Here is a 23,200-nt window from a genome sequence, read left to right as displayed (position 1 = left end):
CTACGCTTGCACGGGCTTACGGGTTTTGTAGGTCGGGTAAGTGTAGCGCCACCCGGCAAGAAGGCGGCTAAATTGTTGATAACGGGTTAGCCATCCATCTCGGCCAGGTCTGCCTGGCTTCTTTTCTGCGCGATGTCACAAAACAGCGATATCAGCCACTTAGTGGAATATGGTGAACGAAAAATCAATGAATTGTTAAGTTATTGTTGGAACTGTAAATCCTGGTCAACGCCTTGTCATTGATGCACAGCACGCATCAGTTCATGCGCGATTTGCGCTTATTAAATTCCCTTTATTGAGCCAGTTTTCAGAAACAGACGAGCATAACGTCACGATAAAACTGGAGACAATCATGATTTCCTCGACCCCACCTGCAACCGTTCGTGCAAGAGCGGGCGCGATACTTCGCGTCACCTCCGGCAACTTCCTTGAGCAATTCGACTTCTTCCTGTTCGGGTTCTATGCCACCTACATCGCGCACACCTTCTTCCCGGCGAGCAGTGAATTTGCCTCGCTGATGATGACCTTCGCCGTCTTTGGCGCAGGTTTTCTGATGCGCCCTGTCGGCGCCATCGTCCTCGGGGCTTATATCGACAAAGTTGGCCGCCGCAAAGGGCTGATCGTCACGCTGTCGATTATGGCGGCGGGAACCTTCCTGATCGTGCTGATCCCCTCCTATGAGAGCATCGGCCTGTGGGCACCGCTGCTGGTGCTAATGGGGCGCTTGCTGCAGGGCTTTTCCGCCGGGGCGGAGCTTGGCGGAGTGTCGGTCTATCTGGCGGAAATCGCCACCCCAGGCCGCAAGGGCTTTTATACCAGCTGGCAGTCCGGCAGCCAGCAGGTGGCGATTATGGTTGCGGCGGCAATGGGGTTTGCCCTGAACGCACTGATGGAAGAGAGCGCCATCCGCGAATGGGGCTGGCGCATTCCGTTCCTGTTTGGCTGCTTAATCGTGCCATTCATCTTTTTCCTGCGCCGTAAGCTTGAAGAGACGGAAGAGTTTCGCGCGCGCCGCCACACGCTGGCGATGCGTCAGGTCTTTACTACCCTGCTCGCGAACTGGCCGGTTGTGATTGCAGGCATGCTGATGGTGGCGATGACCACCACTGCGTTCTATCTGATCACCGTCTACGCGCCGACCTTCGGCAAAAAGGTGTTGATGCTGAGCGCCTCTGACAGCCTGCTGGTCACGCTGCTGGTGGCGATCTCTAACTTTATCTGGCTGCCGGTAGGCGGCGCGCTGTCGGACCGCTTCGGGCGCAAACCGGTACTTATTGCCATGACGCTTCTGGCGCTGGCGACCAGCTACCCGGCGCTAACGCTACTGGCGCAGGCCCCAAGCTTCTCCATGATGCTGAGCGTGCTGCTGTGGCTCTCTTTCCTGTACGGCCTGTATAACGGCGCGATGATCCCGGCACTGACGGAGATCATGCCGGTTGAGGTGCGAGTGGCCGGTTTCTCACTGGCGTACAGCCTGGCTACCGCCGTCTTTGGCGGGTTTACGCCGGTCATTTCAACGGCCCTGATTGAGTACACCGGCGATAAAGCCTCTCCGGGCTACTGGATGAGCTTCGCGGCAGTCTGTGCCATGCTGGCAACACTCTATCTCTACCGTCGCAGCGCGCTGCATCTGCAAACAGCCCGTTAATGCGGAGAGGATGATATGCACACATTTATACGTTCAGGACTGACCGGGCTGGTATTGCTGGCCACCAGCGCAGCGGCGCTGGCCCAGGAGGTGACCGTCATGATCTCGGGCGGTTTTAAAGCCGCCCTGGAAAAGCTCGCGCCAGAGTATGAAGCCAAAAGCGGCGACCGCATTGTGCTGATCCCGGGACCATCCATGGGAAAGACGCCTCAGGCGATCCCCAACCGGCTGGCGCGCGGTGAAAAAGCAGACGTGGTGATTATGGTCGGTGATGCGCTGGCGCATCTGGCGAAGGACAGGATGGTCAAAGACGGCTCGCGCGTTGAGCTGGCGGATTCGCCCGTCGGCGTGGTGGTCAAAGCCGGTTCGCCGGTGCCGGATATCGCCACCGAGACCACCCTGCGCCAGACCCTGCTGAAGGCGAACGCTATCGCCTACTCCGACAGCGCCAGCGGGCGGTATGTGCAAACTCAGCTTTTTAAAAAACTGGGGATTGAAGAGCAGGTTGCGGGAAAAGCGCACAAGGTTGAGCGGATCCCGGTCGCGTCGGAAGTGGCAAAAGGGAAGTACAGCATCGGGCTCCAGCAGGTGAGCGAGCTGCTGCCTGTTCCGGGGGTAACCTTTGTCGGCAAACTCCCGGATAATCTGCAATACATTACCCGTTTTGCCGGCGCAGTGACGGCCCAAGCGGATCACCCCTCAGAGGCGAAAGCGCTGCTGGATTACCTCGCATCAGCCAGCGCGCGGGAGACCATTACCGCTACCGGGATGATCCCCGTCACTACGCCGCGCGATAGCGCGCGGTAATCAGCGTTTCCAGCTCGGCGGCAATCCATGACTGAATGCGCCCGCTGCGCCGAATCAGCCCGACAGTGCGTTTGACTTCGGGCTCGGTCAGCGGGATCTGCGTCAGAATCGAATGTTCAGCGTGCGGCATTGACATCGCGGGGACGGCCGCAATGCCAATCCCCGCCTCCACCATCCCCAGCATCGTGGTGACGTGGCGCGTTTCACAGATCCCCGGACGCTCGGGCTTAATGTGGCCGAGCATCTGGTCGAGCAGGTTGCGGTTTCCGGAGGTGATATCCAGGCTGATGTAATCCTGCTGATAAAACGCCTGCCAGGTCAGATTTTTACGCCCCGCCAGCGGATGATCGCGACGGCACGCGGCGACGTAGACATCCTCCACCAGCGGAATGAACGTGATATCCGGCTGCAGGCTTCTCGCAAAACAGATCCCAAAATCCGCCTGCCCGCTGGCCACCGCCTCAATCACGTTGCCAGCGCTGCTGTCGATAAGCTTTATGCGCACCCGCGGATAGCGGCTGTGGAACTGGCGGATGACCTCGGGCATAAAATGACAGGCAGCCGAAGGCACAGTGGCGACGGTGATCAGCCCGGTGCGTTCCTCGCTCACCTTGTCGATATCGGCCAGCATCGACTCCACGTTTTCCAGAAGCACCCCACAGCGCTCGGCAAAGGTTTGCCCGAAGAGCGTCAGCATCACGCGCCGGGTGGTTCTGTCGAACAGTTTGGCCCCCACTGCCGCCTCCAGCTTTTCGATGCGGCGGCTTAAGGCAGACTGAGAAATGCAGATAGATTCTGCCGCAATACGAAAATTACCGTATTCCACCAGGGCTCTGAAGGCGTAAAGATCGTTGAGGTCGAAATTGACGGGCATACTTTCTGGCAATCCTTAGCGCTTTTTGGAAACGTGAGGATTCATAATAGCGAGTTATGAATCAGCGGCAACCTTCGCCGCTGATATGCGCCCGGAAAGTGCTATGCGCAACAGTGTTCATCTATGTATGATTCGGTCGCCGACTCTACCAACGCCATCTCCTCGCGGCTCAGCAGCTTCTCAATATTCACCAAAATAATCATTCGGCTGTCGAGTACCCCCAGCCCAAGCAGATAACGCCCGGAAAGTACCGAGGCCACGTCCGGGGTCGGCTTGATGTTATCCACGTCAATCGACAGCACGTCCGCCACGCCGTCAACCACGATGCCCACTACGCGGTCATTCAGATTGAGCACAATGACCACCGTTTTGTCGTCCTGCGACGGGTCAGGCAGTTCAAAGCGCACGCGCAGATCCACAATCGGCACGATCACGCCGCGCAGATTAGTCACGCCGGTAATAAAGTTTGGCGCGTTCGGAATGCGCGTCAGGCGGTCGCAGCCGCGGATCTCCTGCACTTTGAGAATATCAATGCCGTACTCTTCGTCGCCCAGGCGGAATACCAGGTACTCCTGTGCGGTAGCATCAGCGGCGGCGGGCTTACTGGCGGTTGTTAAAGTCATGCTATTACCCCCTCCCTCTGGGGTTGTGGGACGTTGAGCGTCGACAGCTCAACCACATCAAGGATCAGCGCCACGCTGCCATCCCCGAGGATGGTCGCTGCGGAGACGCCAGGAACTTTGCGGTAGTTATGTTCAAGATTCTTTACCACCACCTGCTGCTGGCCGATAAGCTGATCGACCCACAGGGCGTAGCGGCAGCCCGCGCTTTGCACGATAACCACAATACCGTCGTCGGCAGGCGCTTCGCCCGCCACCGAGAGGCGCTGGCGCAGCAGCACCAGCGGCAGATATTCGCCGCGCACCTGCAGCAGCCGCTCTTCGCCCACAAAGCGGCACAGCATCTCGTCGGTTGGCCGTAGCGATTCCATCACCGCGCCCAGCGGCAGAACGTAAATCTCGGCTCCCACCTGCACCAGCATGCCGTCGAGGATAGCCAGCGTCAGCGGCAGGATAATGCGGATAGTCGTTCCGGCACCCGGCGTCGAGAGCACGTCCACGTGGCCGCCCATCGCCAGAATATTGCGTCGAACCACGTCCATGCCCACGCCGCGCCCGGACACGTCCGTCACGCTCTCGGCGGTGGAAAAACCGGCGGCGAAGATCAGCATCCACACGTCGTCATCGCTCATGGTGTCGCTGATGGCCATCCCCTGCGAACGGGCTTTGGCGAGGATTTTCTCCCGGTTAAGGCCAGCCCCATCGTCGCTGACTTCAATCACTATATTGCCGCCGTGGTGCTCAGCGGAGAGCGTCAGGTTTCCGGTCACCGGTTTCCCTTTGGCAACGCGCGCCTCTTTCTCTTCAATACCGTGGTCGAGACTGTTACGCACCAGATGGGTAAGCGGATCGATAATGCGCTCGATGAGGCTTTTATCCAGCTCGGCGGACCCGCCTTTGAGCGTCAGTTCGACCTCTTTGTTGAGACGGGAGCCCAGGTCGTGTACCAGCCGCGGGAAGCGGCTAAAGACGTAATCCATCGGCATCATACGAATGGACATCACCGACTCCTGCAGCTCGCGAGTGTTGCGCTCCATCTGCGCCACGCAGCCGGACAGCAGATCGTAGCTGGCCGGATCGAGGGTTCTCGACAGCTGGGAGAGCATCGCCTGGGTGATGATGAGCTCGCCGACCTGGTTAATGATCTGGTCAACTTTGCTCACCGCCACGCGAATGCTGCCCGACTCCTGATTGGTCGCCCGCGAGGCTGGCGGCGCTTTTTTGGCGATGGTCTCGGGCGCGGCAGCCGGTTTCAACTCCGGTTCCGGCGCAGGTGCGGTCACGGGCTCTGCGCAGGTCACCTCAATTTGCTTACTGTCGAGAACAAAGCAGAGTACGGCGGTGATATCGTCCCCCGAGGCGGTGGTCAGCAGCGTGACCCTCATGCTGTCCGGCGCCGCCTCGACGTGCGTAATCTCGCCCATATTGATCAGCTCGTCGCGCAGCATCGTCTGCTCGCGCTCCCCGACGTTATGCAGGGTGACCACCAAAGAGGTCTCCGTCGCCTGCGCCGCGCTGACGGGCTGAGGAGCGATGGGCTCAGAGGTTGCCGCTGGCGGCGCGGGCTGTTGGCCCTCAAGGGCAATATCCCTCAGGGCTTCACAGATATAGCGATAACGGGCTTCATCAGGCTCCTGCGAAGACTGATAGGCTTCCAGCTGCGCTTGCATAATGTCCTTACATTCCAGAAAAAGGTTGATGATTGACCGACTGAGCGCCCTCTCCCCTGCCCGCGCCTGATCGAGGAGGTTTTCCAGCAGGTGGGTTGTCTCCTGTAATGCACTGAAGCCAAAGGTGGCCGCGCCCCCTTTCAGCGAGTGCGCCGCGCGGAAGATGGCGTTCAGCTGCTCCAGGTCCGGCGCCGCGACGTCAAGCTGCAGCAGCAGCTGTTCCATTTCGGCCAGCAGCTCTTCCGCCTCGGTAAAAAAGATTTGCGAAAAATCATTCATGTCCATCGGTATAACCCTGCACGTTTTGCAGATTGATATCGTTCAACACGCTGTCTGCGCGCTGGGACTGGGTATCCTCCAGGCGGATCTCCTGCTCTTTCGCGCGACTGAGGACCAGAATGCTGATGCGGCGGTTGACGGCGCTCTCAGGCGACGAGTTCTCAAGCGGCATCCGGCTGGCGGTACCGATCACGCGTAAAAAGCGTTCATCGTTAAGCCCGCCGCGAACCAGCACCCGGCGGGCGGCGTTGGCGCGTCCGGCGGAAAGCTCCCAGTTGCTGTAGCCGCCGTCGCCCCCGGCATACGGCAACGAGTCGGTATGCCCCGTCAGGCTCAGTGCGTTGGGCAACTCCTGAAGCAGCGGCACCAGCGCCTGCAAAATGCCGTTCATATAGGATTCCGGCAGTTCGCTGCCGACGCGGAACATCGGGCGGTCCTGCGAGTCGGTGATCTGGATCAGCAGGCCGTCGTTCGTGAGGTTCAGCAGAATGTTGGATTTGAAATTGTTCAGCCGCGGATCGGTTTCGATCATCCTCTGCAGCTTCTCTTTCGCCTGCTTCAGGCTTTCGAAGCGCTTGTGTTTATCAAGCGCGCTGATGTGCCCTTTGAACACTTCGCCCTGCCGCTTGAGGATGTCATCTCCACCACCGGGAATGACGCTGTCGCTCAGGCTGGTTTTATCGCCGTTCGCCATCGACGGCTTAAGCGGCATGCGGAAGTAATCTGCGATCAGCTCTCTTTCCATGTCGGTGGACTGGGAAAGCAGCCACATCACCAGAAAGAACGCCATCATCGCGGTCATAAAATCGGCATAGGCAATCTTCCACGTCCCGCCGTGGTGCGCGTGCTTTTTCTTTTTGCGCTTGCGTGAAATGATGACAGGCGTGACGTTCTTCATGCTGCATTGTCCGCCGATTTGGTTTTCAGCGTGGCGTTAGATTTGACTTCGCGCACGTGTTCTTCCAGCTCTTCAAACGACGGGCGTTCGCTGGTAAAGATGGTTTTACGCCCAAACTCCACCGCAATCTGCGGGGCATAGCCGTTCAGGCTGGAGAGCAGCGTCACCTTGATGCACTGAAGAATTTTGACCTGATCGGAACTCTTCTGACGCAGCAGCGTCGCCAGCGGCAAGACAAAACCATAGGCAATAAGGATACCGAGGAAGGTCCCCACCAGCGCGTGGCCAATCAGCATACCCAGCTCTGCCGCCGGGCGATCCGCCGAGCCCAGCGCATTCACCGCCCCCATTACCGCCGCCACAATACCGAAAGCCGGAAACGCATCGCCCACGGTATTCAGACTGTGGGCCGGCACTTCCAGCTCTTCTTCGCAGGTTTCAATCTCCTCATCCATCAGGGCTTCGATTTCATGAGAATTCATGCTGCCGCCAATCATCAGGCGGAAGTAGTCGAGGATAAAGTTGGCGAGCATTGGGTCGCTCATCAGGCGAGGATAGGCGCTAAAAATATCGCTGTTCTGCGGGTCTTCGATATCCTTTTCCAGCGACATCAGCCCGTGAACGCGGCTCTGCGACAGCAGCAGGAACATCAGCGCCATCAGGTCCATATAGACCGCTTTGTTATAGCGCTTGCCCACGAAGACTTTAACCAGCGCTTTTCCGGTGGCCTTCAGGGATTTGATATTGTTACCGACAATGAACGCCCCGACGCCAGCACCGCCGATAATCAGCAGCTCCAGCGGCTGAAACAGCGCCATCAGATTACCGCCGGACAGAATAAAGCCACCAAAAACGGTCAGTATGACAACAAGATAGCCAACAATAACTAACACACTCTCTCCTTTTACTTTTTTGACCGATGCCGGTTGTACCGGCATCAGGTAAACGCCATCTTGCGCACAGCTGTCCGTCAGGGATCACGCCGTCATGATTTCTGGCGAGATCGCGTTCCTCAACAATCCGGTGTTATGCACCTGGGATTTCTTCAGCGCACGCGACGGCGGGCTGCACAAGCTGCAGGTAAATGGGTTTTTAATAAATTCGGTGGTGACGACAAATCCCCCACCACACACGCTGCAGGCTTTACGCGAAATAATGCCGCAGTCGATAAAACGTAATAATGTCCAGGCACGCGTCAGCCCCAGTACCGGCTTCTCATCAGCGCAGGAGCTACACTGCTCCAGATAAAGGCGATAGGTCTTCATCAACATTTCAATCGAACGACCCTGCTCGGTCTTTTTTAAATACAGGTAAATGTTGTAGAACATAGAAGAGTGAATATTCTGTTCCCACGACATAAACCAGTCTTCTGAAAAAGGCAGCATGCCTTTCGGCGGTGGACAGCCGCGTAATTCTTTATATAAGCGCAGCAGGCGACGACGGCTCAGGGACGTTTCCGATTCCAGCACCTGCATTCTCGCCCCGAGTGAAATTAACCCCATGGCGATATTCACTTCTTCAATTTCCTGCAGCAGACTTTTTTCACCACACATGATTATGCCTCCTGCGCCGCGACATTTTCTTCTTCGCTTAAGGCATTAAGAAGATTGGTCGACAAAATAATGCCGGTGTGAATTTGCTGCAGTGCTTCAATACGTGAATCTTTCGTCAGATTCTCAATCACCACTTCATCATCAACGCGTAAGCGACAAATAAGCTGATTGGTGGTTGCCAGCTTCATTAATTGCGGCAGCGAAAGCTCTTTCAGGTTATCAATTGTTCCTTCAGATAATCCAAGGCGAAAACCGGCCGCAAATTTATCCTGACGGATCAGTTGCTGGGCCAGCAGAAGATAGGACAGGTTAATATCATGAATATTTTGCAGGTACTCGTCAAAATTGGACACAGGCGAAAGCTCCCAATGTTATTCAGCCCAAACGGGCATGTCAGTTAAGATAGATAGCGTTTCCAAACTGATGCAGAGAGTCTTTTGGTATTGATATTCACTAAGGTAAGCCATTCTTCCTCAGTAAATGCGTAATTACTCTATCAATGCCAAAGGAGGCTGCATCACAAAACTGGCAAAATCATAAACATTAAGCATTTCACGAACAAGCGACAGAAATTCCCCTAAATCCACAAATCAACGTTAAACCATTGATTTAAAAAGTTATAAAAGCATTGTTAAACGTTATTAAACCTTATCTTTAATGATTAAACCGGTTCTGGCAACCGTATTAACATTATAAATGTTAATCGCCCGCCATTATTTCATTGCCGATTCCATTCGACTGCGTAACCGCTTAACGGCGAGACTGTGCAGCTGGCTCACGCGCGTTTCCGTAATGCCCAGCACCAGCCCAATCTCTTTCATATTCAAATCCTGCAGATAATAGAGCTGCAGCAGAACCTGTTCTCTTTCAGGTATGAACTGAATATGTTCAGTGAGACGCTCCATCAAATTCTGCCTGACGGCGTCATTCAGCGGATTAAGCTGCTCGTTTTCGTCCTCATTCATTTCCCAGCTATCGGCATAATTTTCCTGCAGCTCATCAACCGAGTACATCTGGCTGGCATTATTATCTGCCAGCATCTGCTGAAATTCCGGCAGCGATACGCCCATGCGCTCGGCAATTTCTGCCTCGGTGGCTTCGCCGCCTTTTTCCTGCTCGACCTGCTGAATAATGGCAACAATTTCCCGCGTATGGGTACGAACCCGACGCGGAACCCAGTCATTTTCTCTCAGCTCATCTAATAAGGCCCATTTCACCCGCTGGGTGATCCATGCGCTCAGCGCCACCCCTTTTTTAGGGTCGAAGCTTTCTACCGCACTTAAAAAACCTATCGACCCTGCCTGAATTAAATCATCCAGCTCGACGCTGGCAGGAAGCCGCTTATGTAAACGCAATGCTTCCTGCCGCACCAGATAGTGATACTTAGACCAGACTACCGATTTATCTTCCAGCCCTTCGGCCGTATAAATACCATCCACGATTGCATTCCACCTGCTATTCTCTTTGAGAATTATCCGGTGAAATGGCGCATTCAAATAGTGCAATAAGCCTTTATAAAAATGCGCATTCTGTTACTTCGCGTTAATACAAACGTTATTAAAAAAAAGAGCAATATTAATGACGGTAATTAACAGGATTAAAAGGTTTCCCACTGGGCCAGCTCGGGCTCTTTCTGACGCAGTACTTTATGCGGCTCTGCGGCAACGTTCACCCGCGTACTCTCGTGATTCAGCCGGAACTGTGCCACCAGTTTCTCCAGCGCATCGGACTGGGCTTCGAGCTCACCGGCCGCCATGGCCGCCTCTTCCACCATCGCCGCATTCTGCTGGGTCACCAGGTCCATTTCGTTGACCGCCTGCGAAATCTGGTTGATACCCGCGCTCTGCTCGTCCGACGCCGAGGTGATTTCGCCCATAATCTGCGTCACCTGCGCCACGGAGGTGACAATCTCCTGCATCACGCTGCTGGCCTGGCCAACCTGACGTGAACCGATATCGATATTGCTGACGCTGGTGTTGATCAGCTGATTAATCTCTTTAGCCGCGTCGGCGCTGCGTTTTGCCAGGTTACGCACCTCTTCAGCCACCACCGCGAACCCGCGCCCCTGCTCCCCGGCACGCGCCGCCTCGACCGCCGCATTGAGCGCCAGGATATTCGTCTGGTTAGCGATGCTGTCAATCACGCCGTTGATGTCGGCAATCTGGCGCGAACTGGTGGTGATCTGCGCCATGATCTGCTCCAGGCTCTGCATCACTTCGCCACCGTTATGGGCATTGTTGCTCGCGCTTTCCGCCAGCTCGCGGGCTGCATGGGCGTTGTCGGCGTTCTGGCGCACGGTGGTTTTGATCTGCTCCATGCTGGCCGCGGTCTCCTGCAGCGCTGCCGCCTGCTCTTCCGTTCGGGAGGAGAGATCGTTATTGCCGTGGGCAATCTCCTGGGCGTTAGTGTGAATGCGCTGCACGCTGTCGCGGATCCCCAAAATAGTGCCGGTCAGGGAGGTACGCATGGTCTCCAGCTCGCGGAGCATATGCCCGATTTCATTCTGCTGGCCGCTGTCAATGTGCTGGCTGAGATCGCCCGCCGCCACGCGACGCAGCATCTCTACCGTGGTCTCCATACGACGCACCAGAGTATGGCGCAGCCAGAAGCGCACGGCGAACAGCAGCGCGATGGCCAGGATCAGCACGGTGATCCCGACGCCCATCATAATCTGGTAGCCGCGCTCGGATGCCTGAACGTAGCTCTCGCTCAGGCGGGCGCTGGCGTCCGTATACCCGTCGACCTTATTACGCAGCGCGGTGCGCAGCTCCATATCGTTTTCCAGCGAGCCGGTATAGCCCGCCGGGTTTTGCAGGTAACCCAGCGTCACATTGGCGACTTTATACACCTCGTTAAACGCGGCATTCACCTCAGCCGCCAGACGGCGCTCTTCCGGGGTATTAAAGGGTGATGCCATAAAGGCATCCATATTGCGGCGCGCAATCTTCACCACGTTCACGGTGTGTTTGGCGACGTTTTCAGAGACCGGGTTACCCAGTGCCGCCTGCAGCATCAGGCCGTTGGTATTGGCCATCACCGCGCTGATGTTATAGGCCGCATCGCGCATCTGGTCGTTATTTTCAGCGGCCACGACAAGACGTTTAAAATTACTGTTATTGGCGACGGCGTCATACACCGAATAAGCGGTTACGCCGAACAGCATCACCGCAAACAGGCCGATAATCAGGCTGATTGCGCTGTAAATTTTGAGTTTTGTTAACATAGATTTTCACCGGCCTTGCGCGGCCGGTGCCTGTGGGAGTCAATTAAAAGATTATCCAGCGGACATATTGAAGAGGTTCATCGACTGCATTTTTTTGTAGACGAACATCGACGCGTTGAAGGCCAGCTCCGACATCTGGGATTCAGAGACCAGCGATACCAGCTTGCTGGTGTCGGAGCCAATCGCGTTCTGCACTTTGACAATGGTGTCGTTGATCATCACGTTCCCGGAGAGATCCAGCGCATCAAGCTGCTGCAGGTTGGTACCCAGCTCGGCCTGGGCTTTACCCAGGCGGTTAATGCCTTCATCAACCGCTACCATGGCTGCGCTGAGCGCGGCATCCAGATTATCGTCATAATCATCATCCTCAGGATCCGCGGTTAAGGCTGCCACGGCGTCATTCAGCACCGTGAAAATGTCACCGAAAACGTCCTCACCCAGATGGCTGACCTGCATCCCGGTACCGTCTGCCACGGTTTGCCTGCGAACCTCATCACCACCGAGGTAATTGCCATCTTCATCAAACGCAGGGGTATCGGTTTTAAAACCGGAGAAAATATAGTTCCCGCTGGCGTCGCGATTATTGGCCAAATCCAGCAGATTGGCGCGGATGCCTTTGATCTCTTCCCCCAGCGCCTGACGATCCTCCGGTGAGTAAGAGCCCGTTTTCGCCGCAACAATTTTTTCCTTCAGGGTGGTGGTTAATAAATTCCCCACGCCGTTGAGAATGTTGTCCTGGTACTCCAGCGCACCGCGGACGCGGGAACGCACGTTGCTATACATCTCCAGCTTCGCCAGCGCGTCCTGCTGCTTCACCGCATCGGTGGCAGCTGCCGGATCGTCCGACGCTTTCAGCAGCGTCTTGCCCGCCGACATCCGCAGATAGACGTCGTTGCTCTGGCTCATGCGCTTCGTCATGGTCTCCGCGCTATTTTTATACATATACAGCGTACTTAATCGCATCATCGGTTCCTTATCGGATTGACAGCAGGGCGTCGAACATATCGGTCGCGGTTTTCAGCAGCTGCGCGTTGGCGTTGTAATACTGCTTAAACATATCGAGGTTGATGTACTCTTCGTCCATATTGACGCCGGAGAGGGCCTGTTTGGTGTCGTATTTGGTCTGGAGGTCGGTTTCGGCGCTGACCAGCGCGGATTTCACGCCGCGAGCATGGTCACCAATGGTACCCACCAGGCTGGCGTAGGCTTCGGTCAGCGTGTTGTTACCGATCAGCTTCTCATCCTGAATTTTCAGCATCTCTTCCAGGTTTTTGTTATCGCCAGGGCCACCGTCCCAATCCCCCGCTGCTGCAAAATCCTGCGCGCTGCCTATGCTGCGGGCCATCCCTTCTGCTGCACCCGCCATAGGGTTAAGGGTGAAGCTGTCGCCATCGGCATAGCCGCCCCCTGAAATATCGATCTCAATCCCTTCAAAGGTCAGCTTATCCCCAGCAATAGTCACTGGAACATCACGTCCATCTTCTCCCGTGACCGTCCATCCCCCTGCGCCATCGCTGGTGACGGTATAGTTTTCCGATTTCACATTTTTGTAGTCGGTGACTTTTATCCCCTCAAGCTTGCCGGTCCCTGTATTTTTCGCGTTGGCATAAGCTTTTATATCCGCCAGGGAGAACAGGTCTCCACCCGTAGCGCCGCCGGATGTAAAACCTTCCGCATGCTGCTCGTTCATGCGGTTCGCCATCGTAAAGGCGATCTGATCCAGCTCCTGGCGGGCAATGGTCAGGTCTTCATTACGGAACTTAAACAGCCCGCCCAGGCGGCCTTTGGTGATACTGCTTTCATCCAGTGGCGTGGCGTTCCCGTTCGCATCCACGTAGGAGACGATGGTTTTGTTCGGATCGGCATCCGACGGCGAGGTTTGCAATTTATAGGCGCGATCCCCGGAGACCAGCGGACGCCCGTCGGACAGAAGCACGTCAACCCGGCCCGTGGTTTTGTCTTCCGTCACGGTAATGCCGATATGCTCGCTCATCTTTTCCAGCAGCGCATCGCGCTGGTCGAGCAGATCGGCCGGCGGGGCGCCATTCCCCTGGACGCGCTCCAGCTGTTTATTGACCTCTGCCAGCTGCTCGGTGTAGCTGGTGATGTCTTTGGCGCTCTGCTCAATCTGCGTGTTGGTGCTCTTTTCCAGCGCGGTCAGGCGTTTGGCGCTGGCGTTGAAACGGTTCGCCAGCGTTCCGAGGGCGTTAAATACCGCCGCGCGCGCCGGACCACTCTCCGGCTCGCCGCTCAGCGTCGCCATCGCCTTGAACATATCGTTCAGCGAGACCGAGACGTTATCGGATTCGTCGGCCAGCATGTTGTCGATATCGGCCAGCTGTTCCATCCGCCCATTGAGAGAGGCGTAATGCGACAGCGAGCCGCGCATCTCATTATTGGCGAAGGCGTCATAGGCGCGCTCAACGCCGCCGGCGCGCGCGCCGGAGCCGAAAAAGCCCTGCCCGGTAGTCATACCGCCCAGTTCGCCAATGATCAGGCTGCGGCGGCTATAGGTGCCGGACATGCCGTTGGTCAGGTTATCGCCCGTCACGCGCAGTGCCGCCTGCGCAACGCTCAGGCCGCCTCTCGCCAGGTTAAATAAGTTATTCATAAGATCCGGATATTCCCTGTTTGCAGGCCCGGGTTCGCCTCCGGGCCAGAAAGTTCATGTCTCTGCTTATTTCATCGGTGATTAGAAAATTCTCTAAAACTTCTTTCTCAGAAAATGTTATCGATATCGTTTTTGTAGGCGTTCACGCCCTGCTGAATATCGCCTTTCACCTTCTGAATAATGGTGATGAGCTTTTTGGCGTAGGCCGGATCGGTCGCGTAGCCGCCCGCCTGCAGCGCCTTCGCCCCCTGCTCCGGCGAGGCGGACTGCGCCACGCCGCGATAGCGCGGATTTTTGGTCAGCAGCTTCGCGTAATCCGAGAGGGCGTGCTCATAGGAGTCGTAGACGCGGAAGGCCGCTTTCACCTTCTGCTTCACGCCGTTGATGTATTCGGTGGTGGTGATTTCGGTGGTTTTGCCGCGCCAATCTCCAGTAGCCTTGATGCCAAACAGGTTATGGCTCGGGCTGCCGTCGGCGGCCGGGATTTCCCGTTTCCCCCAGCCGGACTCCAGCGCCGCCTGGGCGAGGATCAGATGCGGATGCAGGCCACTTTGCTGCGCGGCTGCCTGGGCCGGACGCAGCAGGCGGGCAATAAACGGATGCGCCCCTTCAGAGGGTTGAGCAAAGGAGACCGGCGCGGGCAGGCGAAGCGGGCCGGTGGCTGGCGCTGATGCCAGCCCCGGACGCAGGAGATCGCGCCCCGGCGTGCTCACGACGGGCCCATCGCTCTCCCCGCCCAGCTGGCGGACGATAAGATCGGCAAAGCCGAGCTGACCACTCCCGGCAATATTTTGCGCGATCTGCTGATCGTGCATCGCGGTATACATCTCCGAAGACTGGCTGCTCAGCAGGTCGTCCTTAAAGGTGGCGTCGCGCATGCTCTTCATCATCATCTGCACGAAGATGCCTTCCATCTGCTTCGCCGCCGCCTTCAGCGCGCCGGGCGTTTGCCGCCCGGCCTCCCGCTTTAGCGTATCCAGCGAGCGGACGTCAAAGGCGGGCTGTTCGAGCTTGTCGAAGGCGTTCATCAGTTCACCTCCAGCTTCGCCCGCAGACAGCCGGCATTTTTCATCGCCTGCAGGACCGACATCAGCTCGTTCGGCGTGGCGCCGAGACCGTTCAACGCGCGGATCACCGCGTTCAGGTCGGTACTGCTGCGCACGTGCTGCAGCGAGCCGCCGCTGTCGCGCACCGAGATATCGGTCTGCGGCACCACCACCGTCTCCCCGCCGCCAAACGGCGTATCGGGCTGACTGATGATGTTGCTCTGCATCACCTCCACCGTCAGCGAGCCGTGCGCTACCGCGCAGGAATCGAGCGACACGTGACGGTTCATCACCACCGAGCCGGTACGCGAGTTCACGATCACCTTCGCGTCCTGGACGTTCACCCTCACGGGAATGTCCTGAATGTTGGCGAGGAAGCGCACGCGAGAAGGGCCGTCCGGCGGCGCGAAAAGGCGCACGGTGCGGGCATCTTCCGGCAACGCCGCCCCGCCGCTGTAGCGCTGGTTAATGGCGTCGCTGACCTGCTGCGCCAGCGAGAAATCGCTTTCGTTCAGCTGCAGGCGCACGATGTTCTGGGTGCTGAAATCGTTCGGCACCTCCCGCTCGACAGTCGCCCCGCCGCTGATGCGCCCGCCGTTAAGCTGGTTGACCTGCACGCGGCTGCCGCCCGACTGCGCCCCCGCGCCGGAAATTAAAATATTGCCCTGGGCGATGGCGTAGATCTGGTTATCCGCCCCTTTCAGGGGGGTCATCAGCAGCGTGCCGCCGCGCAGGCTTTTGGCGTTACCCACCGAGGAGACCACGATGTCCAGCTTGTCGCCCGGACGGGCAAACGGCGGCAGCTCGGCGGTCACCATCACCGCCGCGATATTTTTCAGCTGCATATTGGTGCCCGCCGGAACGGTGATCCCCAGCTGCGAGAGCATGTTGTTCAGGCTCTGGCCGGTGAACGGCGCCTGCATGGTCTGGTCGCCGGTACCGTCGAGGCCAACAATCAGGCCGTAGCCCATCAGGGAGTTAGAACGCACCCCCTGCACCGTCGCCAGATCGCGGATGCGTTCAGCGTGTACCCCTTTGGGTATCGCCAGCATCATGCCGTAGAGCAGGATGCTGAGAAAAAACAGGATAGATTCTTTTTTCATGGTCATATCAGAAAGGAGAAAGGTTCAGGAACAGGCGCTGCAGCCAGCCCATGTTCTGCGCTTCGTTGATGTAGCCGTTGCCGACGTACTCAATGCGGGCGTCCGCCACCTGGGTGGAGGGCACGGTATTGTTGCCGCTGATGAAGCGCGGGTTCACCACGCCGGAGAAGCGGATAAATTCGGTGCCCTGGTTGATGGCGATCTGCTTCTCACCCACCACGCCGAGGTTGCCGTTGGGCAGCAGCTCTTTGACGGTCACGGTGATGGTGCCGGTAAAGGTGTTGCGCGCCGCCGCGCCGCCTTTACCCGCGAAGTCATTCGTGCCCTGCGCTTTGAAGTCCGCTTTACCGTCACCCAACCAGCTACCGGCTCCCGTCGGTACGGCCAGCAGCTCCATTCCGGCCGATCCATTACGGTTGGCACTGGCGGAGGAACTTTTGCTGGCGCTCACGTTCTCCTGCAGCAGGATCGTCAGCGTATCGCCCACGTTACGCGGGCGGCGGTCTTCGAACATCGGCTGATAGCCGTAGTTCATCCCCTGCCCTGCCTGAAACAGTGAGCCGCCGGTCGCTGCCGGTGCCATCGGTAATGGTGCTGCCGTTGTCGGGCCTTCAACCAGAGGCTTTTGCATAATGTGCGCGCAGCCGCCGAGCAGCAGCGTGCTTGCCAGCAGCGCGGCCGCCGGAATGTGCATAGAAAGTATTTTCATGTCAGTGTCGATAAAATGTCTGGCCGCGCGAGCGGCCAGAGAGGATTACAGCTGGGAAAGGCGCTGCAGCATCTGATCGGATGCCGAGACCGCCTTACTGTTGATTTCGTAGGCGCGCTGCACCTGAATCATGGTCACCAGCTCTTCCGCCACGTTAACGTTGGAGATTTCCACGTAGCTCTGCTTCAGCGTGCCCGCGCTCTCCATGCCCGGGTTCAGCTCATTTGGCGCACCGGAAGACTGCGTCTCTTTGTAGAGGTTACCGCCGATGCTTTCGAGACCGGCATTGTTCACAAAGGTGGTCAGCGTCAGCTGGCCAATCTGCTGCTCTTCCGCCTGTCCCGGCACCTTCACGCTGACGATCCCGTCATTACCGATGGTCAGCTTCTGCGCGTCCTGCGGAATCACGATGCCTGGCTGAATGGGATAGCCTTCGGCATTCACCAGCTGCCCGTCCGGGCTTTTGCCAAAATGACCATCACGGGTGTAGGCCGTGCTGCCGTCCGGCATCTGCACCTGGAAGAAGCCTTCACCTTCGATGGCGACATCGTATTCATCCCCGGTTGGGTTCATATTCCCCTGGGTGTGAATACGCTGGGTGGAAACCGGACGCACGCCGGTCCCGAGCTGAAGGCCGCTCGGCAGGATGTTCGGCTCGGTCGACTGTGCGCCAGGCTGGCGCATGTTCTGATAGAGCAGATCCTGGAACACCGCGCGCTGACGCTTAAAGCCGTTGGTGTTGACGTTCGCCAGGTTGTTGGAGATGACGTCCATATTGAGCTGCTGTGCTTCCAGCCCGGTTTTTGCGATCCATAAAGAACGAATCATATTGTGACTCCTTGCGCGAGCTTAGCTCACGCTTAATAGCTGATTGGCCTTCTGGGCGTTCGCGTCGGCGGTGCGGATCACCTTCATGTTCATGTCGAAGCCGCGGGAGTTAGCGATCATCTGAGTCATCGCCTGCACCGGGCTGACGTTGCTGCCTTCGAGGGATTCTGGCGTCAGGCGCAGGGTTTCGTCCTGGGCCAGCGGGTTGCCGCCCGCGGTGCGGAACAGCCCGTCGTCACCGTGGACCATGCTGTTCGTGTCGGCATTGACCAGCTTGACGCGCCCCACCGGCACCAGCGCCGTTGGGTCATCGCCCATGCCGAGCGCCGAGACGGTGCCGTCGCTGCCGATAGTGACGTGAGACTGCGGCGGCACCTCCAGCGGCCCGCCGTCGCCCATCAGCGGACGACCGTTGACGCTGAGCGCCCCCTCCTGATCCACTTCGATAGCGCCGTTGCGGGTATAGCCTTCGCTGCCGTCGTCCAGCGCCACCGCCAGCCAGCCGTTTTGCGGCAGCGCCACGTCGAGGCTACGGCCGGTGTGGGTGATCGGCCCCATGGGGGTGTCATGAAACGGGGTTGACTCCGCCACCAGCGCGCGGGTGCGCAGGGATTCCCCTTCGATGGGCACCGAGCGAAACGCCGCCAGCTGGGAACGAAAACCGGCGGTGGAGCTGTTCGACAGATTGTTTGAGGTGACCGCCTGGCGGTTGAGCGCCGCGTTGGCGGCACTCATGGCGGTATAGATAGCGCGATCCATCGTTCAGCCTTAGCGCAGGTTAACCAGCGTCTGCAGAACTTCAGACTGGGTTTTAATGGTTTGCGAGTTGGACTGGTAGTTGCGCTGGTGGACGATCATGTTGACCATCTCGTCGCCCAGGTTAACGTTCGAGGATTCCAGCATCCCGCCTTCGATATCGCCGAAGCTGCCGGTACCAGAGGTGCCGAGGAACGGCTGGCCGGACTGCGCGGTTTCTGCCCACAGGTTGTTGCCCTGCTGCGCCAGACCGCCAACGTTAGCAAAGTCGGCCAGCACCACCTGCGCCACGGTCTGACGCTTGCCGTTGCTGTAGATAGCGATCACTTCACCGGTGTCGCTCACCTCATAGTTATTGAATTTACCGGGTGCCTGGCCGTCGATTTCGCCCAGCATCACCTGGGTATCGCTGGCGTTTTGGGTGAGTGCGTTCAGATCCAACGTCAGCGCCAGCGGCGCAGAGCCGTTGTATCCCACGCCATTGATGTCCAGCGTCACCGGATTTTTCAGCTTGCCGTAGTTATCAAACTCAAGCTTGCTCACGCTCCACTCGTCAGCCCCTGTACCGGGCGCGGTGGAATCCTGCGCGTGCACCTCCCATTCCCCTGCTTTAGTGTGCACATAGTAAAGTTTGATGGCATGTTTGTTACCGAGACTGTCGGTTGCAGTAACCTCACTCACATAGTTGTAGGTATCTTTATCATCTTTGTTAAAGGGAACTTTGGTAATGACGTCGGCATCTGATTTCAGGTTCCCCGTCAACGACCCATTCGTCGATGCTGCTGGCGGCATATCATCTTTCGGGATGCGAATCGGCCCGACCTGCGCGCCCGGGTTAATCACCCCGTCCGTTGCCTGATAACCTGTTAAAAACAGCTTATTTGTCTTGTTGACGATATAGCCGTTGGCGTCTTCCTCGAACTGACCATTACGCCCGTAGAACACGCTGCCCGCCTCGTCGACCATGCGGAAGAAACCCCGCCCCGAGATGCCCATGTCAAGCGCGGAGGCGCCGTTCATCAGGCCGCCATCGCCAAAGCTCTGACTAACGCCCGCGACCTGCACCCCCATCCCCGTCGACCCGGCAAAGATATCGGCGAAGGAGACGGAGCCGGCTTTAAACCCCACGGTCTGGGAGTTGGCGATGTTGTTACCCACCACGTCCAGCGCTTTTGCTGCGGCACTCAGGCCGCTAAGACCTTGTGAAAAACCCATAATTTAGTTCCAGAAGTAATGATTATTTTTGAATGACAAACACTTTGCTCATGAGGATCGGGTCGTGATTCAGCAGATGCAGAATTGGCCCGTTTGGATCCATCGTGACCCCTTGCACCTGCTCCTGAACCAGACCGATGACTTCCGGCTTATCGCCTTCAGGGTTCGAGGCTTCGAAGCTGATGGTGTATTCCCGGTCGGCCGGTGGCGCGCTCGGTTTGAACTCCTTCAGATCGTCGAGGCTGAAGGTGTTCATCCCCGACTTCACGTTCTTCAGCTCTGCGGTGTAGCCGTTCCCCTCGCTATCTTCCAGGTGAACGGTGACCGTCTCGGCGTCGCCCACCAGCGCGAAGTGGAAATCGTCCGCATTACTCGGCAGCTCCACGCCGACCTGCTGAATACCGATGACCGGCTCGCCAAAGGAGACCTTCGCCTCCCCTTCAATCAGCACGCTGCGGCCCACCCACGAGGAGGCGCTCATGCTGCCGAGCTGAACCATCATCGCCTGTACGCCCGCCACGGAGGTGTTGAGCTTCTCCACGCCGGCCGCCATGTTGAACTGCGCCAGCTGGGAGGTGAGCTGGTTGTTATCCATCGGGTTGGTGGGATCCTGGTTTTTCATCTGCGCCACCAGCAGGGTCATAAACTGGTTCGACAGATCCGCCGCGCTGTTGCCCGTGCCGGTACCGCCCGTTCCGCTATTGTTGTTAATCGAAGAGACCGCCATATGCGTCCTTACTGACCAAGAGTTAATGTTTTCAGCATCAGGCTTTTGGCGGAGTTTATGACCTCCACGTTGGCCTGGTAGCTGCGGGAGGCCGAAATGGTGTTCACCATCTCGTTCATCACGTTGACGTTGGGCATGCGCACGTAGCCCTGTTCGTCGGCCATCGGGTTGCCCGGCTCATACACCAGACGATCCGGCGCGCTGCTCTCGACCACGTCGCTCACCTGTACGCCACCGACCTCCTGACCAACCGCGTTGTCGACGCTAAAGACCACCTGACGCGCGCGATACGGCTGGCCGTCCGGACCCGCCACGCTGTCGGCGTTGGCCATATTGCTGGCGCTGACGTTAAGGCGTCGGGACTGTGCCGCCATCGCCGAGCCTGAAATATCAAATACGCTAAAGAGCGACATCGTTTATTACCCCTGACTGAGCACAGTCATCATTTTCTTAATATCCGCGCCCAGGAACGTCAGTCCTGACTGATATTTCACGGCGTTATCCGCAAAATTGACGCGTTCGCGATCCATATCCACGGTATTGCCGTCGGCGCTCGGCTGATCCGGCACGCGGTAGAGCAGCTGGCCGTCGTCAAACGGCAGCGCTTTACCTTCAATATGCTTATTTGACGTTAACGCCAGCGATACGGGGGATTTCGCCAGGGTGTTATTCTCCATGGCGTTTTTTAACTGCTGAGTAAAATCGATATCTCGCGCCTGATAGCCCGGCGTATCGGCATTCGCAATATTCGACGCCAGAATATCCTGACGGCGCGAAAGCAAACCTAACGCCTGCTGTTGAAAGCGAAAGGCGTCATCAAGTTTATTCATGACAACAGGACTCCTGTCTCGCGTTATTTAAACTGCGATAGTGTAGTCAGCGCGGGTGAAATATCACACTGCAAAGACCCGACAGAAATAAGCCTATTTAGGGAAATAGAGCGAAATAATAATTCGTTAACACAACGATAAATATAAATACCAACAGAAGTGTCATTATTTAGGGCAATAAAACCCCCGCCGCTGCGTATATAATTTCGCCACATTTATTATTTCATTAAGGCAGTAAGATGAAGGGTTCCTTATTCAGCACGGCGGTTGCCGGATTACTCTGCTCGGCAACCGCCGCGGCCAGCGTACCGTCTACCCCTACGGCAAAACAGCGTCTGATGATGAAGCTGGATGCCTTAATCAAACAGCCGGAGGACGGGCACGACATCGTGCGGACCGCGACCCTGCTCGCCACGCCCGCGCAGCTGGCAGCGGTGTGCGATAACCCGGAGCTGAGCCTGGTCGGACGCGACAGCCGCCTGACCGGCAAGCGCACCGTGCTGGCGCAGTGCGGCGCGCGTCGGCATTTCCTGCCGGTGCGCATCAGCGCCCAGGGCACCTGGTGGATCGCCAGCCAGAGCCTGCCCGGCGGGGCGATCGTGCAGCGCAGCGACATCGAGCCGGTGACCGGCATGCTGGATAACCAGCCCGGCGGTTTGATTTTTAACGCCGACGAGATTATCGGCCAGCGCCTGACGCGCGCCATCACCGCTGGGAAACCGCTGCTGGAAAATCAGCTGCGCCAGCAGTGGCGGCTGCGCGCCGGACAGACGGTTGACGTGGTGACCACCGGCGCGGGCTTTCGTATTCGCAGCCAGGGCAAGGCGCTGAACAACGCGGCGGTGGATGACGTGCTTAAGGTCAAAACCGCGGGCGGGCGCACGGTGAGCGGGAAAGTGGATGCCGACGGGCAGGTGATGATTATTTCTCAATAATAAATTTTAGCTTTTCTGAGAATCACCGAAGAAAGAAGTATTGCGTACAGAAAATGATTCTGCGAGGACAGCCATGAGCATAAACAGCAACCAGACCACCGCGCCGATTGCGAAAATCGCCCCGACTCACGAGGTGCGTCACCGTGCCCAGCCTCAGGAAAATGACGCTGCGGCCACGCGCGCGGCGAAGAGCGATAAAACCGACGTCACCCTGAGCGCCCTGACGAAGAAGATCCAGACCGACGACAGCCGCGATGTGGATCGCGCGCGCGTCGCCGAACTGCGCGCCGCGCTGTCGGCCGGAACCCTGCGCATCGAGCCTGAGAAAATCGCTCAGGCCATGGTGCAGGACATGCTTTCGTTTTAACCGTTTACAGGCCCCCTATGGACAAGCTTTACCCGATACTTGCGCAGATGAAAACGTCTCTGGATGAGCTGGAGGCGATCATGATTGAAGAGGTGAACCAGCTTAACCGCAGCCAGATCAACCCGGTGTCGCTGCAGGTGCTGGCAGATAACAAAAACCAGCTGCTGACGACCCTGCAGTACTACGACGATATGCGCCGCGAGCAGGAAAAAACCTCCGGCACCGAAGCCCCCTACCCGGGGCTCGGCAAGCTGTTTGCCAGCTGGCAGCAGGTGCATGAGAAGGTGCGCAGCACCAAGGCCCTGAATCAGCAGGTGGAGTCGCTGCTGCAAAGCCACGTGAAGAAAAACCAGCATATCCAGAAAGCCATCGACCACGTTGGCCACGCCAGCACCCTGTACGGCCCGGCGGGAGAATCCAGCCAGCTGCCTTCAGGGCGCAAATACAACATCAGCATCTGATCGTTCCTGTCTGCGTTGTCCTCTTTTGCCCGCCTCTGGT

At 57.6% G+C, this 23,200-nt stretch carries 25 protein-coding genes; 5 read left to right on the top strand and 20 right to left on the bottom strand.

What is annotated here, in order from left to right; all coding sequences use genetic code 11:
- Nucleotides 1-352 precede the first annotated feature (352 nt).
- Together tcuC and ENTMO_RS0114490 are read left to right on the top strand one after the other, a co-directional pair.
- Nucleotides 353-1,648 (top strand): MFS transporter, encoded by a 1,296-nt coding sequence (gene tcuC / locus ENTMO_RS0114495; RefSeq protein WP_010432288.1) that lies wholly within the window; start codon nucleotides 353-355, stop codon nucleotides 1,646-1,648.
- Nucleotides 1,649-1,663: 15 nt separating this feature from the next.
- Nucleotides 1,664-2,455: a substrate-binding domain-containing protein gene (locus ENTMO_RS0114490; RefSeq protein ID WP_010432285.1), complete on the top strand. Its 792-nt coding sequence runs from the start codon at nucleotides 1,664-1,666 to the stop codon at nucleotides 2,453-2,455.
- On the opposite strand, the gene psrA is transcribed toward ENTMO_RS0114490, so the two are convergent.
- From psrA to flgB, 20 genes are all read right to left on the bottom strand, one after another.
- Nucleotides 2,430-3,329 carry an L-proline-binding transcription factor PsrA gene (psrA, locus tag ENTMO_RS0114485; RefSeq protein WP_010432282.1) on the bottom strand — a complete coding sequence of 300 codons (900 nt, stop codon included), beginning with the start codon at nucleotides 3,327-3,329 and terminating at the stop codon, nucleotides 2,430-2,432. The two genes, ENTMO_RS0114490 and psrA, sit on opposite strands and share 26 nt — an antisense overlap.
- A 101-nt stretch (nucleotides 3,330-3,430) precedes the next feature.
- Nucleotides 3,431-3,952, bottom strand: a complete 522-nt coding sequence (locus ENTMO_RS0114480) for a chemotaxis protein CheW (RefSeq protein WP_010432279.1) — start codon at nucleotides 3,950-3,952, stop codon at nucleotides 3,431-3,433.
- On the bottom strand, nucleotides 3,949-5,904 hold the full coding sequence (cheA, locus tag ENTMO_RS0114475) for a chemotaxis protein CheA (protein WP_010432276.1): 1,956 nt from the start codon (nucleotides 5,902-5,904) through the stop codon (nucleotides 3,949-3,951). Before cheA ends, ENTMO_RS0114480 begins: the two co-directional genes overlap by 4 nt.
- Complete coding sequence (gene motB / locus ENTMO_RS0114470) at nucleotides 5,891-6,796, bottom strand: flagellar motor protein MotB (RefSeq protein ID WP_010432273.1); 906 nt, start codon at nucleotides 6,794-6,796, stop codon at nucleotides 5,891-5,893. The genes cheA and motB overlap by 14 nt, the downstream gene beginning before the upstream one ends.
- Entirely contained in the window at nucleotides 6,793-7,689 is an 897-nt protein-coding gene (gene motA, locus ENTMO_RS0114465; protein WP_010432270.1) for a flagellar motor stator protein MotA, read from the bottom strand. Before motA ends, motB begins: the two co-directional genes overlap by 4 nt.
- Nucleotides 7,690-7,773: 84 nt before the next feature.
- The gene (gene flhC / locus ENTMO_RS0114460) at nucleotides 7,774-8,349 is read right to left on the bottom strand and encodes a flagellar transcriptional regulator FlhC (RefSeq protein WP_010432267.1); all 576 of its coding nucleotides are present in this window, start codon (nucleotides 8,347-8,349) and stop codon (nucleotides 7,774-7,776) included.
- Between the two features lie 2 nt (nucleotides 8,350-8,351).
- The gene (gene flhD, locus ENTMO_RS0114455) at nucleotides 8,352-8,702 is read right to left on the bottom strand and encodes a flagellar transcriptional regulator FlhD (protein ID WP_010432265.1); all 351 of its coding nucleotides are present in this window, start codon (nucleotides 8,700-8,702) and stop codon (nucleotides 8,352-8,354) included.
- A gap of 360 nt (nucleotides 8,703-9,062) precedes the next feature.
- Complete coding sequence (gene fliA / locus ENTMO_RS0114450) at nucleotides 9,063-9,788, bottom strand: RNA polymerase sigma factor FliA (protein ID WP_010432261.1); 726 nt, start codon at nucleotides 9,786-9,788, stop codon at nucleotides 9,063-9,065.
- 158 nt (nucleotides 9,789-9,946) lie between these two features.
- Nucleotides 9,947-11,572 (bottom strand): methyl-accepting chemotaxis protein, encoded by a 1,626-nt coding sequence (locus tag ENTMO_RS0114445; RefSeq protein WP_010432258.1) that lies wholly within the window; start codon nucleotides 11,570-11,572, stop codon nucleotides 9,947-9,949.
- A 51-nt stretch (nucleotides 11,573-11,623) separates the two neighbouring features.
- Entirely contained in the window at nucleotides 11,624-12,535 is a 912-nt protein-coding gene (gene flgL, locus ENTMO_RS0114440; RefSeq protein WP_010432255.1) for a flagellar hook-associated protein FlgL, read from the bottom strand.
- Nucleotides 12,536-12,545: 10 nt separating this feature from the next.
- Nucleotides 12,546-14,183, bottom strand: a complete 1,638-nt coding sequence (gene flgK / locus ENTMO_RS0114435; RefSeq protein ID WP_010432251.1) for a flagellar hook-associated protein FlgK — start codon at nucleotides 14,181-14,183, stop codon at nucleotides 12,546-12,548.
- A 107-nt stretch (nucleotides 14,184-14,290) separates the two neighbouring features.
- Nucleotides 14,291-15,211, bottom strand: a complete 921-nt coding sequence (flgJ, locus tag ENTMO_RS0114430; RefSeq protein WP_010432247.1) for a flagellar assembly peptidoglycan hydrolase FlgJ — start codon at nucleotides 15,209-15,211, stop codon at nucleotides 14,291-14,293.
- Nucleotides 15,211-16,338: a flagellar basal body P-ring protein FlgI gene (locus ENTMO_RS0114425; protein ID WP_029485117.1), complete on the bottom strand. Its 1,128-nt coding sequence runs from the start codon at nucleotides 16,336-16,338 to the stop codon at nucleotides 15,211-15,213. The genes flgJ and ENTMO_RS0114425 overlap by 1 nt, the downstream gene beginning before the upstream one ends.
- A 1-nt stretch (nucleotide 16,339) precedes the next feature.
- Complete coding sequence (locus ENTMO_RS0114420) at nucleotides 16,340-17,026, bottom strand: flagellar basal body L-ring protein FlgH (protein ID WP_010432240.1); 687 nt, start codon at nucleotides 17,024-17,026, stop codon at nucleotides 16,340-16,342.
- 60 nt (nucleotides 17,027-17,086) lie between these two features.
- The gene (gene flgG, locus ENTMO_RS0114415; RefSeq protein ID WP_010432237.1) at nucleotides 17,087-17,869 is read right to left on the bottom strand and encodes a flagellar basal-body rod protein FlgG; all 783 of its coding nucleotides are present in this window, start codon (nucleotides 17,867-17,869) and stop codon (nucleotides 17,087-17,089) included.
- 21 nt (nucleotides 17,870-17,890) lie between these two features.
- Complete coding sequence (locus tag ENTMO_RS0114410) at nucleotides 17,891-18,628, bottom strand: flagellar basal body rod protein FlgF (RefSeq protein WP_010432235.1); 738 nt, start codon at nucleotides 18,626-18,628, stop codon at nucleotides 17,891-17,893.
- A gap of 9 nt (nucleotides 18,629-18,637) precedes the next feature.
- Entirely contained in the window at nucleotides 18,638-19,840 is a 1,203-nt protein-coding gene (flgE, locus tag ENTMO_RS0114405; protein ID WP_010432233.1) for a flagellar hook protein FlgE, read from the bottom strand.
- A 22-nt stretch (nucleotides 19,841-19,862) separates the two neighbouring features.
- On the bottom strand, nucleotides 19,863-20,567 hold the full coding sequence (locus ENTMO_RS0114400) for a flagellar hook assembly protein FlgD (RefSeq protein WP_010432231.1): 705 nt from the start codon (nucleotides 20,565-20,567) through the stop codon (nucleotides 19,863-19,865).
- Between the two features lie 8 nt (nucleotides 20,568-20,575).
- Nucleotides 20,576-20,980, bottom strand: coding sequence for a flagellar basal body rod protein FlgC (gene flgC, locus ENTMO_RS0114395; RefSeq protein ID WP_010432229.1), 405 nt, complete (start codon nucleotides 20,978-20,980; stop codon nucleotides 20,576-20,578).
- A gap of 6 nt (nucleotides 20,981-20,986) precedes the next feature.
- A complete protein-coding gene (gene flgB, locus ENTMO_RS0114390) occupies nucleotides 20,987-21,397 on the bottom strand; it encodes a flagellar basal body rod protein FlgB (protein WP_010432228.1) in 411 nt (136 codons plus the stop codon).
- Nucleotides 21,398-21,636: 239 nt separating this feature from the next.
- On the opposite strand from flgB, the gene flgA reads away from it, so the two are divergent.
- From flgA to ENTMO_RS0114375, 3 genes are all read left to right on the top strand, one after another.
- Nucleotides 21,637-22,332, top strand: a complete 696-nt coding sequence (gene flgA / locus ENTMO_RS0114385) for a flagellar basal body P-ring formation chaperone FlgA (RefSeq protein ID WP_010432226.1) — start codon at nucleotides 21,637-21,639, stop codon at nucleotides 22,330-22,332.
- 73 nt (nucleotides 22,333-22,405) lie between these two features.
- Complete coding sequence (flgM, locus tag ENTMO_RS0114380) at nucleotides 22,406-22,699, top strand: flagellar biosynthesis anti-sigma factor FlgM (RefSeq protein ID WP_010432224.1); 294 nt, start codon at nucleotides 22,406-22,408, stop codon at nucleotides 22,697-22,699.
- 17 nt (nucleotides 22,700-22,716) lie between these two features.
- Nucleotides 22,717-23,160: a flagella synthesis protein FlgN gene (locus ENTMO_RS0114375; RefSeq protein ID WP_010432222.1), complete on the top strand. Its 444-nt coding sequence runs from the start codon at nucleotides 22,717-22,719 to the stop codon at nucleotides 23,158-23,160.
- Nucleotides 23,161-23,200: the final 40 nt, after the last annotated feature.

Source organism: Enterobacter mori LMG 25706, assembly GCF_000211415.1.
Lineage (GTDB): Bacteria > Pseudomonadota > Gammaproteobacteria > Enterobacterales > Enterobacteriaceae > Enterobacter > Enterobacter mori.
The sequence above is the reverse complement of the archived record's forward strand: the minus strand, read 5'-3'. Positions and strand labels throughout refer to the sequence as shown.